14 protein-coding genes and 1 pseudogene are annotated in these 15,421 nt (G+C 70.8%); 12 read left to right on the plus strand and 3 right to left on the minus strand.

What is annotated here, in order from left to right; translation table 11 throughout:
- The first annotated feature begins 68 nt into the window (after positions 1 to 68).
- The 4 genes and pseudogenes from ON30_RS40960 to ON30_RS40965 all read left to right on the plus strand — a co-directional run.
- Positions 69 to 764, plus strand: a complete 696-nt coding sequence (locus ON30_RS40960; protein ID WP_245553993.1) for an ABC transporter ATP-binding protein — start codon at positions 69 to 71, stop codon at positions 762 to 764.
- Positions 765 to 927: 163 nt separating this feature from the next.
- Positions 928 to 1,923 (plus strand): neutral zinc metallopeptidase, encoded by a 996-nt coding sequence (locus ON30_RS10010; RefSeq protein ID WP_051029139.1) that lies wholly within the window; start codon positions 928 to 930, stop codon positions 1,921 to 1,923.
- A 69-nt stretch (positions 1,924 to 1,992) separates the two neighbouring features.
- Positions 1,993 to 4,731, plus strand: a complete 2,739-nt coding sequence (polA, locus tag ON30_RS10015; protein ID WP_040705978.1) for a DNA polymerase I — start codon at positions 1,993 to 1,995, stop codon at positions 4,729 to 4,731.
- Between the two features lie 3 nt (positions 4,732 to 4,734).
- Positions 4,735 to 4,944 (plus strand): annotated as a pseudogene (locus ON30_RS40965) (carbonic anhydrase); the annotation flags it as partial.
- On the opposite strand, the gene ON30_RS10020 reads toward ON30_RS40965, so the two are convergent.
- Positions 4,902 to 5,510 (minus strand): TetR/AcrR family transcriptional regulator, encoded by a 609-nt coding sequence (locus ON30_RS10020; protein ID WP_040705979.1) that lies wholly within the window; start codon positions 5,508 to 5,510, stop codon positions 4,902 to 4,904. The pseudogene ON30_RS40965 and the gene ON30_RS10020 sit on opposite strands and share 43 nt — an antisense overlap.
- Positions 5,511 to 5,575: 65 nt before the next feature.
- On the opposite strand from ON30_RS10020, the gene ON30_RS10025 reads away from it, so the two are divergent.
- Together ON30_RS10025 and ON30_RS10030 are read left to right on the plus strand one after the other, a co-directional pair.
- Entirely contained in the window at positions 5,576 to 6,892 is a 1,317-nt protein-coding gene (locus tag ON30_RS10025; RefSeq protein WP_051029140.1) for a YhgE/Pip domain-containing protein, read from the plus strand.
- 477 nt (positions 6,893 to 7,369) lie between these two features.
- Entirely contained in the window at positions 7,370 to 7,774 is a 405-nt protein-coding gene (locus tag ON30_RS10030; RefSeq protein WP_245553991.1) for a 2-isopropylmalate synthase, read from the plus strand.
- Positions 7,775 to 7,880: 106 nt separating this feature from the next.
- Here ON30_RS10030 and trxA read toward each other — a convergent pair whose 3' ends face one another.
- Positions 7,881 to 8,252, minus strand: coding sequence for a thioredoxin (gene trxA, locus ON30_RS10035; RefSeq protein ID WP_040705981.1), 372 nt, complete (start codon positions 8,250 to 8,252; stop codon positions 7,881 to 7,883).
- A 225-nt stretch (positions 8,253 to 8,477) separates the two neighbouring features.
- Here trxA and ON30_RS10040 point away from each other — a divergent pair, with 225 nt between their 5' ends.
- The 3 genes from ON30_RS10040 to ON30_RS10050 all read left to right on the plus strand — a co-directional run bounded on the left by ON30_RS10040 (position 8,478) and on the right by ON30_RS10050 (position 10,751).
- A complete protein-coding gene (locus ON30_RS10040) occupies positions 8,478 to 9,563 on the plus strand; it encodes an isocitrate/isopropylmalate dehydrogenase family protein (RefSeq protein ID WP_040706014.1) in 1,086 nt (361 codons plus the stop codon).
- A 129-nt stretch (positions 9,564 to 9,692) separates the two neighbouring features.
- Positions 9,693 to 9,938 carry a microaggregate-binding protein 1 gene (gene mbp1 / locus ON30_RS10045; RefSeq protein ID WP_040705982.1) on the plus strand — a complete coding sequence of 82 codons (246 nt, stop codon included), beginning with the start codon at positions 9,693 to 9,695 and terminating at the stop codon, positions 9,936 to 9,938.
- A 219-nt stretch (positions 9,939 to 10,157) separates the two neighbouring features.
- Positions 10,158 to 10,751, plus strand: coding sequence for a TetR/AcrR family transcriptional regulator (locus ON30_RS10050; protein WP_051029145.1), 594 nt, complete (start codon positions 10,158 to 10,160; stop codon positions 10,749 to 10,751).
- A 96-nt stretch (positions 10,752 to 10,847) separates the two neighbouring features.
- On the opposite strand, the gene ON30_RS10055 is transcribed toward ON30_RS10050, so the two are convergent.
- On the minus strand, positions 10,848 to 12,263 hold the full coding sequence (locus ON30_RS10055; RefSeq protein ID WP_051029146.1) for an NAD(P)/FAD-dependent oxidoreductase: 1,416 nt from the start codon (positions 12,261 to 12,263) through the stop codon (positions 10,848 to 10,850).
- Here ON30_RS10055 and ON30_RS10060 point away from each other — a divergent pair.
- From ON30_RS10060 to ON30_RS10070, 3 genes are read left to right on the plus strand one after another with little or no spacing between them, the layout of a single operon-like run.
- Positions 12,151 to 13,212, plus strand: coding sequence for an AMP-binding protein (locus tag ON30_RS10060; protein ID WP_245553992.1), 1,062 nt, complete (start codon positions 12,151 to 12,153; stop codon positions 13,210 to 13,212). The genes ON30_RS10055 and ON30_RS10060 overlap by 113 nt on opposite strands.
- Positions 13,199 to 14,320 (plus strand): TIGR03857 family LLM class F420-dependent oxidoreductase, encoded by a 1,122-nt coding sequence (locus ON30_RS10065; protein ID WP_040705983.1) that lies wholly within the window; start codon positions 13,199 to 13,201, stop codon positions 14,318 to 14,320. The genes ON30_RS10060 and ON30_RS10065 overlap by 14 nt, the downstream gene beginning before the upstream one ends.
- A 14-nt stretch (positions 14,321 to 14,334) precedes the next feature.
- Positions 14,335 to 15,393: a phosphotransferase gene (locus ON30_RS10070; protein WP_040706021.1), complete on the plus strand. Its 1,059-nt coding sequence runs from the start codon at positions 14,335 to 14,337 to the stop codon at positions 15,391 to 15,393.
- The last annotated feature ends 28 nt before the right edge of the window (positions 15,394 to 15,421 follow it).

The raw sequence follows: 15,421 nt of genomic DNA on the forward strand, positions 1-15,421 counted from the left end.
CGGGCCCCGCCGAAGCCGCGCCCGCCCGCGATTTCGCGGACGCCCCGGCGTTGCTCGAAGTCGAGGACATGGTCGTCAACTACGGCAGGATCCAAGCGCTGCACGGGATCTCGCTGCGGGTGGCCGAGGGCGAGTTGGTGACGTTGCTGGGCGCCAACGGCGCGGGCAAGACCACCACGATGCGCGCGCTGTCGGGCCTGCTGCCGCTGACCAAGGGCCGCATCCTGTTCGAAGGCCGCGACATCACCAAGGCCAAGGCGCACGAACGGGTGCTCGACGGGCTGATCCAGGCTCCCGAGGGTCGAGGGGTCTTCCCCGGCATGACGGTCCAGGAGAACCTGGACATGGGCTGCTACGGCCGCACGTTCCCGCAGCGCGAGGAGTACACCAAGACGCTGGACTGGGTGTTCGACCTGTTCCCGCGGTTGGCCGAACGGCGCAAGCAGGTCGGCGGCACCCTCTCCGGCGGCGAACAGCAGATGCTGGCGATCGGCCGCGCGCTGATGGCCCGCCCGCGCCTGCTGCTGCTCGACGAACCGTCGATGGGCTTGGCGCCCATGGTGATCCAGCAGATCTTCCGGATCATCAGCGAGATCAACCAGCAGGGCACCACCGTGCTGCTGGTGGAGCAGAACGCCCAGCAGGCGCTGGCCCGCAGTGACCGGGCTTACATCCTGGAGACCGGCGAGGTCACCAAATCCGGGGCGGGCTCGGCGCTGCTGACCGACGCGTCGGTGAAATCGGCCTATCTGGGCGTGGGCTGACGCGCACCGTTCGCCGATCCCGGCGGTGAGGTTTGCCGGGATCGGTGATCGGGGGCACATCCAGTGCCTTCTTCGGTTGCGGGAAAGTATTTCCCGAGTTGCGGGGAGTCGACCGATCGGGTTCCATGTGGGTTCGTTCTGATGCTCGGTCGAGGGATGAGGCATGGACAACCCGCTGACGGTCCTTCCGGACCGGGTCCGGCGTGGGCGGATGTCCTCGATCCTGGTGTACGGGGTGGTGGCCACCGTGCTGGCCGCGGCGATCATGCTCACCGGCCGCTCCTGCGGTCGCGCCGAACAACCGCAGTCCGCGCGCACGGCCGCCGCGGTCGACGGCATACCGGGTTTCCACGGACTGCCCTCCGAGGGGGTCGATCCGGTCCGCGACGCGGCGCCGCCCGTGGCGGGCGCGCCGCTGGCGGGGGAGGTCGCCGAGGATCGCGCGGTGCACGCGCTGGCCGATCATCCGCTCTTCGCCCGCCATGTCGGCGTGCACCGGGTCGACTGCGCGCTGCCGTCCTGGCGTGACGACCAGTCCGGCGCGCGGGCCTTCTACCTCGCGGCGATCGCCTGCCTGGACGCCTCCTGGGAGCCGACGCTGCGCGGCGCGGGCCTGCCGTTCCGCTCGCCGCGACTCCAGGTGCCCGAATCGATCCCGGCGGTCCGCGGCCTGTGCGCGCCGGGGGACACCGAGATCCGGGTCGGCCACTACTGCCCGAGCACCGAGACGATCCTGCTGCCCATGGCGACCGTGCGGCCCGCCGTCGCCGATTCCCGCCGCGGCGCGCAGTTGGCGGCGCTGGCCCACGAATACGGCCACCACATCCAGTCGGTGATCGGCGTCACCCGCGCCTACCGGGACCGCCGGACCTCCGTGGGCTGGGACTCCGCGGCGGGCCTGGAGTTGAGCCGACGCCTGGAATTGCAGGCGGCCTGCTTCTCGGGCATGTTCCTGGGCACCAACGCCGGGCGCGTCGACCTCGACGAGTCGAGTTGGACCGAGGCCGCCGCGGCCAATCGCGCCGCGGGCGACCGACCGGGGGAACCGCGTGCGCGCGGCACCGACGCGACGGTGTGGGGCTGGTGGAAATGGGGTTCCGACACCGGCGACACCTGGGAGTGCAACACCTGGTACGCCGCCGCCGCGCACGTCGACTGAGCGGCCGCGCGCACCCCGCACGGGTGTCGAGGTCGTGGCCTGTCGGTGTCGGTCCCTAGACTCAGCGGCGTGAGTTCACCCACGACCGCGCAGCGCCAGGCCACCGGTTCGAGCGATCCGACCGACGCGGACCGCCCGACACTGCTCCTGCTCGACGGGCATTCGATCGCCTACCGCGCGTTCTTCGCGCTACCGGCGGAGAACTTCAAGACGGTGACGGGCCAGACCACCAACGCGGTCTACGGCTTCACCGCCATGTTGATCAACCTGCTGCGCGACGAGAAACCCACCCACGTGGCGGCCGCCTTCGACGTCTCGCGCAAGACCTTCCGCGCCGAGAAGTATCCGGAGTACAAGGCCAATCGGGCCCAGACCCCCGACGAGTTCCGCGGGCAGGTCGAACTCACCAAAGACGTGCTCGGCGCGATGGGCATCCCGGTCATGGCACTGGAGGGCTACGAGGCCGACGACATCATCGCCACCCTCACCACCCGGGCGGCCCCGCAGGGTTTCCGGGTGCTGATCGTCACCGGCGATCGCGACGCGATCCAGTTGGTCACCGACGACGTCACGGTGCTCTACCCGCGCAAGGGCGTCTCGGACCTGACCAGGTTCACCCCGGAGGAGGTGATGGCCAAATACGGTCTCACCCCGGCCCAGTACCCGGATTACGCGGCGCTGCGCGGTGATCCGAGCGACAATCTGCCCGGCATCCCCGGCGTCGGTGAGAAGACCGCGGCCAAATGGGTGCGCGAATACGGCGATCTGGCGACCTTGGTCGACCGGGTCCCCGAGGTGAAGGGCAAGGTGGGCGACGCGCTGCGCGACAATCTCCAGAACGTCATCCGCAACCGTCAACTCACCGAACTGGTCAAGGATCTCCCGCTGCCCTACACTCCGGATCAGCTGGCCAAACAGCCCTGGGATCGCAACAAGATCCACCAACTCTTCGACGACCTGGAATTCCGGGTGCTGCGCGACCGACTGTTCGAGACGTTGGCCCCGCCGGAGCCCGAGGCCGAATCCGGTTTCGAGATCAGCGGCGGCGCACTGGAAGTCGGCGCGGTCGCGGACTGGCTGGCCGAGCACGCGCCGCCCGGCGAGCGGCACGGCGTCGCGGTGGTGGGCACCGGCGCGCCCGCCAACGGTGACGTGCGCGCTTTGGCCATCGCCGCCGCCGACGGGGAAGGCGGCTACATCGACGTCACGGTGCTGACCCCGGAGGACGAGGCGGCGCTGGGGGCCTGGCTGGCCGATCCCGCGGTGCCCAAGGCGCTGCACGAGGCGAAATCGGCCATGCACGCGCTGCGCGGGCGCGGCTGGACCCTGGGCGGGCTCACCAGCGACACCGCGCTGGCCGCCTATCTGGTCCGTCCCGGGCAGCGCACCTTCAACCTGGACGACCTGTCGCTGCGGTACCTGCACCGCGAACTGCGCGCCGAGACCGAGGCCGAACCGCAGTTGTCGCTGCTGGACGACGAGGAAACGGTCGACGCCGAGCAGGCCCAGGCCGAGATGCTGCGCGCCAGGGCGGTGCTGGATCTGGCCGCCGCGCTGGACACCGAATTGGCGAACATCGAATCGGTGCCGCTGCTGGCCGAGATGGAGTTGCCGCTGCTGGGCGTGCTGGCGGATCTGGAGAATTCGGGCATCGCGGTCGACATCGCGCAGTTGGAGGCGTTGCAGCGTCGCTTCGCCGATATGGTCGCCGCCGCCGCCGACGCGGCGTACGGGGTGATCGGCAAGCAGATCAACCTGGGTTCGCCCAAGCAGTTGCAGGTCGTGCTGTTCGACGAACTGGACATGCCGAAGACCAAGCGCACCAAGACCGGCTACACCACCGACGCCGACGCCCTGGAATCGCTGTTCGAGAAGACAGAACATCCGTTCCTGCGTCATCTGCTCGAACACCGCGACGCCACCCGGTTGAAAGTCACCGTGGACGGATTGCTGAAATCGGTGGCCGAGGACGGGCGCATCCACACCACGTTCAATCAGACCATCGCCGCGACCGGCAGGTTGTCCTCCACCGAACCGAACCTCCAGAACATCCCGATCCGCACCGACACCGGGCGCGAGATCCGCGACACCTTCGTGGTGGGTCCGGGTTACGCCGAACTGATGACCGCCGACTACAGCCAGATCGAGATGCGCATCATGGCGCACCTGTCCGGCGACGAGAACCTGATCGAGGCGTTCAACTCCGGCGAGGATCTGCACAGTTTCGTGGCCTCCAAGGCGTTCGACATCCCGATCTCGGAGGTCACCCCGGAGGTGCGCAGGCGGATCAAGGCGATGTCCTACGGTCTGGCCTACGGGTTGAGTTCTTTCGGCTTGGCCGCGCAGTTGCGGATCAGCACCACCGAGGCCAAGGAGCAGATGGACGTCTACTTCGCCCGGTTCGGTCGCATCCGCGACTACCTGTACGAGGTGGTCGAACAGGCCCGCAAGGTCGGCTACACCGAGACGTTGTTCGGCCGCCGCCGCTACCTGCCGGACCTGGATTCCGGCAACCGCCAGCGCCGCGAGGCCGCCGAGCGCATGGCGTTGAACGCGCCCATCCAGGGCACCGCGGCCGACATCATCAAGGTCGCGATGATCGGGGTGAACACGGCGATCGACCAGGCGGGTCTGTCCTCGCGGATGCTGTTGCAGATCCACGACGAACTCGTCTTCGAGGTCGCCGAAGGCGAGCGGGAGCGGTTGGAGACCTTGGCCAGGGAGCGGATGTCCGCGGCGATCTCGTTGTCGGTGCCGTTGGACGTGTCGGTCGGCACCGGCCGCAGTTGGGATTCCGCCGCGCATTAGCAGGACACCGGAATCAAGCCGGAATGGGCGGCCGAGGCGTTCAGCGATCTGGAAGCCGATGTGCGCCAGTCGATCGCGCGGATCAAGGACAGCGCCTTCATCCCGCACAAGGACAATATCCGCGGTTTCGTCTTCGATGTGGCCACCGGTGCGCTGAACGAGGTATCCGCTCAATCCGACTCCGCGCGCGGGCGCAGGCCGAGCATGACGTGATCGATGGTGTCGTCGAGCCAGGCGTCCGCGTCGCCGGGGGCGACGAGTCCCGAGCCGAGGAAGGTGGCCAGCCCTTGCAGGGCCGCCACCCAGGCCAGCGCGATCCGTCGGGGATCGCCGGGGATGACTTCGCCGAGATCCTGGGCGCGGGCGATGAGCGCGACGGGGGTGGCGAAGGCGCGATCGACGGCACGGGCCATCTCGTCGCCCGCGACGGGGCTGTGCCGTCGGGCGAACATCAGCGCGAGCAGCGCGGAGTTCTCGGTGGCGAAGCGCAGGTAGGCGCTCGCCATCGCGCGCATGGGTTCGTCCAGGCGGGCGTGGGTATCCAGGTCTCCGAAGGAGGCCGCGAGACGGTCGAAGCCCGCGACGGCGAGCGCGTCCATCAGGGCTTGTCGGTCCTTGAAGTGCCGGGTGGGGGCGGCGTGGCTGACGCCGATGTCGCGGGCCAACCGGCGCAGCGACAGACCGTCCACCCCGGACTCCCGCAAGGTGGCCTCGGCGCGCTGGAGGATCTCGGCGCGCAGGTCGCCGTGGTGGTAGGCGCGGGTGCGGGTGAAGGACATGGTGGGAGCAGGATAACAAAATGTAGGCATTGACTACTTTGTTGGCACTGCCTACATTTTGCTCCATGACGGTTCGGACCTTCACCGCCCCGATCGCGCTGCTGTCGCTGTTCGCCGCGCTCATGGCCACCATGTACCTCGGCTATGCCGCCAACACCGAGAAGAACCTGCACGACTTCCCGATCGCCCTGGTGAATCAGGATGTGGGGGAGACCGTCGACGGCGCGCCCGCCAACTTCGGCGCGCAGATCACCGACGCGCTGCGCGAGGGCATCCCCGCCGACAAGGTCGACCTGCGCGTCCTCGGGATCGCCGAGGCCCGAGCGCAATTGAAATCCGGGCAGGTCTACGGCGCGATCGTCATCCCCTCCGATTTCACCAAGCGACTGGTGCTGCTGGGCACGGGCGCGGTGGTTCCCGGCGACATCGAACCGCCGGCGATCACGGTGTACACCAACCCGCGGGTCGGGCCGTACACGACCGGGATCACCCAGCGCATCACCGATCAGGCGCTGACCCGGGTCTCGGAGACGGTGGGGCGCAACCTCACCGAGCGCGTGCACGCGGCGCTGGCGGCGGGCGCGCCCGATCCGGCCAAGGCGGGGGACCAGATCAGCGCGGCCGCGCGCCTGGTGCTGGCCGATCCCGTCCACGTCGTGGAGGCGCCCTACCGCCCGATGCCCGACGGTGCCGGTCAGGGCCTCGTGGCGTTCTTCTACACGCTGATCCTCCTGCTGGCCGGTTTCACCGGCGCGATGATCGTCAACACGCTGCTGGACTCGGCGCTGGGCTTCACGCCCACCGAATACGGGCCGTGGTTCGTGCACCCGCCCGCCTCCGGGCTCAGCAGGTTCCGCACGCTGCTGGTGAAGTGGGCGGTGATCGGCGCGGCGGCCCCGATCCTGTCGGCGGTGTTCCTCGGCGTCGCGCGCCTGCTGGGCGTCCCGTTGCCCGGCGCGCTGCTGCTGTGGCTGTACGGGACGCTGGCGATTCTCGCGGTCGGCATCACCGCGCTGTCGGTGCTTGCCACCTTCGGCACCGCGGGACTGATGGTGAACCTGGTGCTGTTCGTGGTGCTGGGCCTGCCGTCCTCGGCGGCCACCGTCCCGCTCGAGGCCGTGCCCGGCTACATCGCGGTGCTGGCCCGGTTCGAGCCGATGCACCAGATCTACCTGGCGGTGCGGGCGATCATGTTCTTCGACGGTGACGCCGGATCCGGTCTGGGGCACGGACTCTGGATGACGGCGGCCGGACTCGCGGTGGGTCTGCTCCTGGGAACCGCGGCCACCGTCGGCTACGACCGGGTGGGCCTCGCGCGCACCCCGGCCGCGGAATCCGAAGCGGCGCGGCGCGATCCGGAGCCGGTCAGCGCGCGGGCGTGACCGGCGCGCCGGCTGTCTCCGCGCGGCGCACCCAACCCGCGCCCCCGGCGAGATCGATGTCGTCGCGGGGCGGCGCGCCGACTGTGAGCAACGGTACTCCCGACCGCGCGGTCCGAACGATACCGCCGAGTAGCCTCGACGGGTGGTCTGAGCTGCGACGATGAATTTCGCGATTGGCGGAAAACGGGCATCGAATGAGGTTGCCTTCGGCCTCGGATGTGCCTATTCTCGATCGCGTGCCGAATCCCGCCCCGAGCCACAGTGCCGCGCTGACTGTCGCAGACCGCGACAGCGTGGTGCTACTCCCGCTTACCGCGATGGTGGCGCAGGCGCGACTTCTCGTAGTAACCCGCCGTAGCGGGGTCTGATTCGGACCGGCCCCCTCGCTGCGGGCTGTTGATTGTTGATGCTGGTCCCCCTCCACCGACATTCTTCGGGAAGACCTCTACTGCAATGACGATCCTGACAAGTGACACCATGACCTTCTTCGATGCCGCCCCCAAGAGCCTGCGCGCCGAGACAGCCGGGCTGACCCCGGCGGAGTTCTACGACCGGTACTGCGCGCAGACCGGTCCCGTCCGGCTCAGCGAATGGGCAGGCGGACAGGATTCGGCCAGCACCGTGACGCTGGCCTTCGCCGATCGGTTCCGCTCGGTCCACACCACCGGAAGTCCCGTCGCCGCGCTGACCTCGGCGCTCTACGACGAGGGCTTCCCGGTCGAGATCCTGCAATTCCACCAGCGCCGCACCGAGGACGGCACCGCCACGTTCGTGCGGTGCGAGTTCGAGGGCAAGCGCGGGTGGGGTGCGGCCCTGGCCGCCGACGGCACGGAATCGACTGTCCGCGCGATGATTTCGAGTATCAACGGACTGGGTTCCTGAACCCCGCCCGTCGCTGAGTCCGACACGCGGCACAGGACCGGGCCCGCGCACCGAATTCGGTGCGCGGGCCCGGTCAACTGCGTGGTGGGACGCGGGACGCCGTCGCTTATTCGGACGCGGCCTGCTGCTCGGCGAGCTGCTTGCGGACCTCGTCCATGTCCAGGGCCTTGACCTGGGTGACCAGATCCTCGAGCGCGGCGGCGGGCAGCGCGCCGGGCTGGGCGAAGACGAGCACGCCCTCGCGGAAGGCCATGATGGTCGGGATCGAGCGGATGTTCGCCGCGGCCGCGAGACCCTGTTCGGCCTCGGTGTCGACCTTGCCGTGCACGACGTCGGGATGCTGGTCCGAGGAAGCCTCGAACGTCGGGGCGAAGCTGCGGCACGGTCCGCACCAGGAAGCCCAGAAATCCACCAGCACCACGTCGTTGCCGGTGACTATGTCGTCGAAATTCTTCTCCGTCAGCGTCTGGGTGGCCATGAGGTCCTCTCGTCTCGTGTCTCGCAGGCTGTAACGCCGTACGTCCCGCTTATCTTCCCCGTCGCCGCGTGCGTCGGGTCGCCCGCGCCCGATGACAGCGGTGATTCGGCCCGTCGTGGGGCGTTCCCGCCCGGGTACCCGCTCGCGGCGCGCCGGAACCGTCGGATCGGCGTGTCCGCGGGGACGGTGCCGGTCGGTCCGGTGCGCGCGGGCGAGGATGACCGGGTGGATGTCGTAAACAGAACGGTGCGGTTGGGCCTGATCGAGGGCGACGGGATCGGTCCGGAGGTGGTGGCCTCGACGCGCGCGGTGGTGGACGAGGCGATGGCCGCGGTGGGCGCGGCGCCGGTCGACTGGGTGCCCGCGCTGATCGGGCACCGCGCGATCGAGGAGTTCGGCCATCCGGTGCCGGAGGCGACGCTGCGGACGCTGGAGGAATTGGACGCCTGGATTCTCGGCCCGCACGACAACGCCTCCTACCCGCCCGAGTTCCGGCGCACCGTGGCTCCCGGCGGCGCGATCCGCAAGCATTTCGGCCTGTTCGCCAATATCCGGCCCGCGCGGGCCTTCGCCGGCGTGCGCGCGGCGGCCCCGGACATCGACCTGGTGATCGTGCGGGAGAACAGCGAGGGCTTCTACGCCGACCGCAACATGGTGGCGGGGTCGGGGGAGTTCCGGCCGACCGCCGAGGTCGCGTTGGCGGTGGGCGTGGTCACCCGGCGCGCCACCGAGTCGATCGCCCACGAGGCGTTCCGGCTGGCCGCGACGCGGCGCAAACGCGTCACGATCGTGCACAAGGCCAATGTGCTGCCGATGACGATGGGGTTGTTCCGCGACGTGTGCCGCGAGGTCGGTCACGCCTACCCGGGCGTGGAGGTGCTCGACGAGCACGTGGACGCGGCCGCCGCGCACCTGGTGCGCGCCCCCGCGGATTTCGACGTCGTCGTCACCGAGAACATGTTCGGCGACATCCTGTCGGATCTGGCGGGCGAACTGGCGGGGTCGCTGGGGACCGCGCCGTCGCTGAACTGCTCGGCGACGCGCGCGATGGCCCAGGCCGTGCACGGCGCGGCCCCGACGCTGGCGGGCCACAACCGGGCCAACCCGGTCGCCTCGCACCTGTCGGCGGCGATGCTGCTGCACTGGCTGAGCGCCCGCGACGGCGACCCGGCGCTCGGCCGGGCCGCTACCCGCATCGAGAACGCCGTGGCGGCGGTCTTCGCGGCCGGGATCGCGACCGCCGACCTGGGCGGTCAGGCGTCCACGAGCGAGTTCACCGAGCAGGTCCGCGCGCGGGTGCACAAGCGCTGAGCCCCGTGGGCGTCCTCGGAGGTGGCCCACGTCACGGTGTTTCCGGGCGCCGTCGGTGCGCGTTTGAACAGGGAGACGCGGGTTATGCCGTCCTTCGACAACCCGATACTCCGAACACGGGAGGCAGCAGTGGCCGAGCACGGAAGTGGACCCAAGGAAGCCGTGGAAGGCGTCGTCGAGGACATCAAGGGACGGGCCAAGGAAGCCGCGGGCGCGGTGACCGGTAACGAGAACCTCCGCGAGGAGGGTCGCGCCCAGCAGGACAAGGCCGAATCGCAGCGTGAGGCCGCGCGCAAGGAGGCCGAGGCGGAGGCCGCACGGTCCGCGGCCGACGTCAACGAAGCCCGTCAGGCCGCCAAGCAGCACAGCGACTGACGCGTCCGCGACGGCCCGGTTCGATCCCGGTGGCCCGTCGAAGCGTTTCGCCTCGACCCACGCCGCCGGCTCGAACCGGGCCGTCGCGCGTCAGCGGCGAGTTCCCGTGGTCAACTGGTACGACGACGTTCCGCCCGCCGACGCTATCGTGAGTGCGTGGGTGGTTCAGGGCACGGTGGTTCAGGGCACGACGCGCAGTCGGAACAGATCCTCGCTGTGGTGCTCGAACTACTCGAGGACGACGGCTACGACGCGGTGCAACTGCGCGAGGTCGCGCGGCGCGCGCGGGTGTCGCTGGCGACCGTCTACAAGTGGTTTCCCACCCGCAACGAGATGATCGTGGCCGCTGTCGAACGCTGGATGGCCGAGCACAGCTACTCCACCGTGACCGCGCCCGAGCCGGGGGAGAGTCTGCGCGCGGGCCTGATGCGCCTGCTGCGCTGTGTCTTCGAGCCGTGGGAGCGCGATCCGCGCATGTTGGAGGCCTACTATCGGGCCCGCTCGGGCGTCGGCGGGCACCGCTTGGACGCCCAGGGCGTCGAGGCGATCCTGCCGGTGGCCGCGCCGCTGGTCGAGGGGGCCGACCCGCGCTATGTCGCCGACGTCGGCATGGTGCTGTCGAATCTGACCTTCGCGCTGATCGGCCGGTTCGTGGACAAGACCATGGACATCACCGAGATCCTGCCGACCCTGGACCGCGCGATCCACCGTCTCACCGCCGACAACGCCGCCGAGGCGTCCGCCGCGCGCGGGGGCGGACGCGCTCAGGTGAATCTGCACCGCTCGCTCGCCGCACCGTTCGATCGCCGCTGATCCGCGCCCGCAGGCCCAACGCCGACCGGCGCGATCCGCCGACAAGCATCCCGCAAGCCGATCCCGCCGGGCAGGCCGCCTGTGCTCGGCCGACGCTCAGGCCGTCGCCGCCGATTCGGTGACCGGGTCCGGCAGCGCGGCTCCGGGGACCGGTCGCGCGCCGCGGGTGGGCGGATGCAGTGCGCGGCGGGTCTCCAGCCATTCGTCGGCGGTGTCGCGCAGTTCGCGCACGATATCGCGCACCACCGCGCCCGGCGCGGCCTTGGAGCGCCACAGCGCCAGCGTCGAGAGCGACACCGATTCCCAGGGAGTGAACAGCGCGCCGGGATTGCGTGTCCTGGAGAAGATCTCGATGACCGCGGCGGCCAGCACCGGATCGGTGACCGCGCGGTGGTACATCTCGATCTCCCACGGCCGCATGGCTTCTCCGCGCGCGAGCCGGTTGGTCCACTGGTAGACCTCGAGGCATTCGCGCAGGCGCAGTTCCTCCCAGCCGCGCGTCACCGCGTCCAGGGCGACCGGGTTGTCCAGCACCGGCGCGACCCGCTTGCCCAGGACCCGGCCGTAGTACATCGCGTCGCGGATGCCCTGCGCGGTGACCGGGTCCTTGAAGTGGCCCGCGTCGCCGGCCAGCGCCCAGCCTGGGCCGCTGGAGTGGCGGAAATAGGAGCGGATGCCGGTGGCCGAGCGGACCCCGCCGACCCGCGCGCAGCCGTCGAGGCGTTCGACCAGTTCGGGCAGACGGGCGATGGCGTCGTGGTAGCGCCGGTCGGCGTCGCCGGGGCGCAGCGGGCCGGCGACGGCGGGCGGCTGGACCAGGCTCAGCACCAGACCGTCGTCGCAGGGGAACGCGGTGCCCAGGTCAGCGCCCTCGCGCCATTGCACCGCGATGTGGCGGCGGTCGGGGTCGACGTCGCGCCAGTAGGCGAAATAGCAGTCGCGGCCGCTGGGCTGTTCCAGGTACGGCTCCTGTGCGCCGACCAGGCGCGCGACGGTGCTGCGGCGGCCGTCGGCCCCGATCACCAGTGACGCGCGGATCTCGCGCACGGCGCCGTCGGTATCGCGGTAGCGCACCCCGCGACAGCGGCCGCCTTCCTGCACCAACTCCAGGACCCGGCACTTCTGCCGGACCCGCACCCCGGCGGCCACCGCGGCGTCGACCAGCGCGGCGTCGAGGTGCACACGCCGCACGCACAGTCCGTAGTCGATCCCGTGCAGGGGCGTGAACGGCGCGGACAGGGTGTGGCCGGCACCGACGGCCATGGCGGTGGTCAGGCGCGGCGCGCCGGTGGCCTCGACGCGGTCCAGGACGCCGAGTTCGCGCAACTCGAAGACGCCCGCGGGCCAGAGCAGGTGCGTGGAGAGGGTGTCGGAGGGGAAGCTCGCGCTGTCCAGGGCGATGACCGAGCGGCCCGCCGCGGCCAGGGTGAGCGCGGTCGCCGATCCGGCGCATCGCGCGCCGACGACGACCACCTCGGTTTCCTCGATACGGGGGGCGGAGGGCTCGTTCATGGCGCCCGCCAAGTTCTCCGCCTCGACCTTCCTGGCCGACATCCGCGAATACGGCGCCACCTACATGAACTACGTCGGCAAACCGCTGGCCTACATCCTGGCGACCGAGGAGCGCGCCGACGACGCCGACAACCCGCTGCGGGTGGCCTTCGGCAACGAGGCCACCGACCGCGACATCGAGGAATTCGGCAGGCGTTTCGGCTGTACGGTGTGGGACGGCTTCGGCTCGACCGAACTGGCGATCATCATCACCCGCGAACCCGGCACCCCGCCCGGTTCCATCGGCAAGGGCTATCCCGGTGTGGCCGTGTACGATTCGGCCACCGTCACCGAATGCCCGGTCGCGGTCTTCGACGACACGGGCGCGCTGGCCAATCCGGACCAGGCCATCGGCGAACTGGTCAACGCCCAGGGCACCGGCCTGTTCATGGGCTACTACGGCGACGAGACCGCCACCGCCGAACGCACCCGCGGCGGCATCTACTGGTCGGGGGATCTGGCCTACCGCGACGCCGACGGCTGGATCTACCTGGCGGGCCGCACCGCCGACTGGATGCGGGTGGACGGGGAGAATCTCGCGGCGGGCCCGATCGAGCGCATCCTGCAACGGCTGCCCGCGGTGAGTCGCGTCGCTGTCTACGCCGTCCCGGACGAGCAGGTGGGCGACGCGGTGATGGCCGCGATCGTGTTGCGCGACAACGAAACCCTCGACCCGGCCGGGTTGTCGGCATTCCTCGCCGCCCAGCCCGACCTCTCGCCCAAGGCGTGGCCGCGTTTCGTGCGCCTGGCCCCCGACCTGCCGACCACCGCGACCAACAAGATCCTCAAGCGCGAACTGGTCCAGCAGGGCGCGAGCGCCGGCGACGGGACACTGTGGGTCCGCGCGCCGCGCGCCACCGTCTACGAGCCCGCCGCGTCCCCGGTCGGGAGCGCCGGTGTCGCAGGGTGATCCGGGCGCGGACGCCCGACAGCTGACCGAACTCGGCTACTACGCCCTGTCCCGACACCCCGTCACGCCCGCGGAACTCGCCGCCGAGGCCGGGGTGGCCGACCGGCTCGGCTTCGGGGCGGCGTTCGTCTCCGAGCGGTTCAACATCAAGGACGCCGCCGTGCTGGCGGGTGCGCTGGCCGCGTCCTCCACCCGGCTCGGCGTGGCGACCGCCGCCACCAACCACCACACGCGCCACCCCATCGTCACCGCGACGATGGGCGCGACCGTCGCCGAACTCAGCGGCGGCCGTTTCGCGCTCGGCCTCGGTCGCGGCATCGACCCGCAGTGGCAGATCCTCGGCCTGCCCACGGTGACCGCGGCGCAGCTGACCGAGATCGCCGAGATCCTGCGGCGGCTGTGGCGCGGGGAGACGGTGCTCGGGCACGACGGCGCGATCGGGTCCTACCCGGTGCTGCACCTGGGCGTCACCCTCGATCCGCCGCCGCCGATCCTGCTGGTCACCATGAGTCCGCGGACGCTGCGTCTGGCGGGGCACATCGCCGACGCCGTCGTCCTGCACACCTTCCTGAGCGACGAGGCGACCGCGCGGGCGGTCGCGACGGTGCGCGAGGCGGCGACCGCGGCGGGCCGCGATCCGGACTCGGTGCGGATCTGGTCGGTGCTGGCCACCGTCGGCGACGAGTTGGCCGAGACCGACCGGCTGCGTCGCCTCTACGGCCGGCTGGCCACCTACCTCCAGGGCTATCCCGACGTGCTGATGCGCGCGAACAGTTGGCACGCCGCCGATCTGGACCGCGTCCGGGCCGCCACGGCCTTCACCGCCGCGCGCGGCGCGATCGACGCCACCGCGACACCGGCGGAATTGGCCGAGCTGGCCGAGATCGTGCCCGCGGCGTGGGTGCGCGACAGCGCGACCGGGTCGCCCCGCGCCCGCGCGGAGGCCGTCGACCGGCAGTTCGGGCTGGGCGTGGATTCGGTGATCCTGCACGGCGTCACCCCCACCGAGGCGGCCCCCGTGCTGGCCGCCTACCGCACCCTCGCGCCGCCCGAGCGCGCCCGCCCCGCCAATCCGGGGCGCAACGACCGGTCAGGAGTCCGTCCGTGAGTATCGAATCGCCCCTGCCGCAAGACCTCTCGGCACCGACCGAGATCGGCGGACTCACCCCGGACTGGCTGACCGCCGCGCTGCGCGCGCACGGCCGCGACGTCGTGGTCGACACCGTCACCGCGACACCGGTGGGCTCGGGACAGATGGCGGGCTCCTACCGCCTGTCGCTGACCACCAGCGCGGGCGACCTGCCCGCCACGCTCATCGCCAAACTCGCCGAAGGTCCCGAGGAGCACCGCAGTTTCGGGTCCGGCGCGTTCCGCAACGAGGTCCGCTTCTACCGCGACCTGGCCCCGACCGTGCGGGTGCCGGTGCCGGGCTGTCACGCGGCGGTCGCCTCGGAATCCGGCAGCGAATTCGTCCTGCTGCTCGACGATCTCGCGCCCGCCCGCCAAGGCGACCAGATCGCGGGGTGCACGGTCGCGCAGGCGCGGGCGGTGGCCCTGGCGGCCGCCGGCCTGCACGCGCCGCGCTGGAACGACCCGACGCTGCTCGAGACGCCGGGGCTGAGTCTGCCGACCGAGGACGACCGCGAGCTGATGGAATCGGTGCTCGCGCCGATGGCCGAGGTGTTCCTGGGGCGCTTCGCCGATCGGCTCACCGACGCCGAACGCGCGACGGTGGACTGGTTGGTGGCCGCCGCCGGACCTTGGCTGGTCGCGCCCACCTCGAATTTCGCGCTGCTGCACGGCGATCTGCGGGTCGACAACGTGATGTTCGCGCCCGACGGCACGGTCACCGTGCTGGACTGGCAGACGATCACGCCGGGACAACCGTTGCGCGACATCGCCTTCCTGCTCGCGACCAGCCTTACCGTCGCCGACCGTCGCGCGCACGAGGACGCGATCGTGGCCGACTACCACCGCGCGCTGCTCGACCTCGGGGTCACCGACTACACCGCCGAGCAGTGCCGCCGCGACTACGTCGACTCGCTGATCCAGGCTCCGCTGATCATCGTGTTCGGCTGCGGCGCGGCCGCGCCGACGCCGCGCGGGGACCGCATGTTCCACACCATGCTCGAGCGCGCCGCCGCCGCCGTGGGCGATCTGGTCCCGGGGGCGCTGCGCTGAGTCGACCCGGGCGCGGGAAAGCGGGCCG

The sequence above is a fragment of the Nocardia takedensis NBRC 100417 genome, assembly GCF_000308695.1.
GTDB lineage: Bacteria > Actinomycetota > Actinomycetes > Mycobacteriales > Mycobacteriaceae > Nocardia > Nocardia takedensis.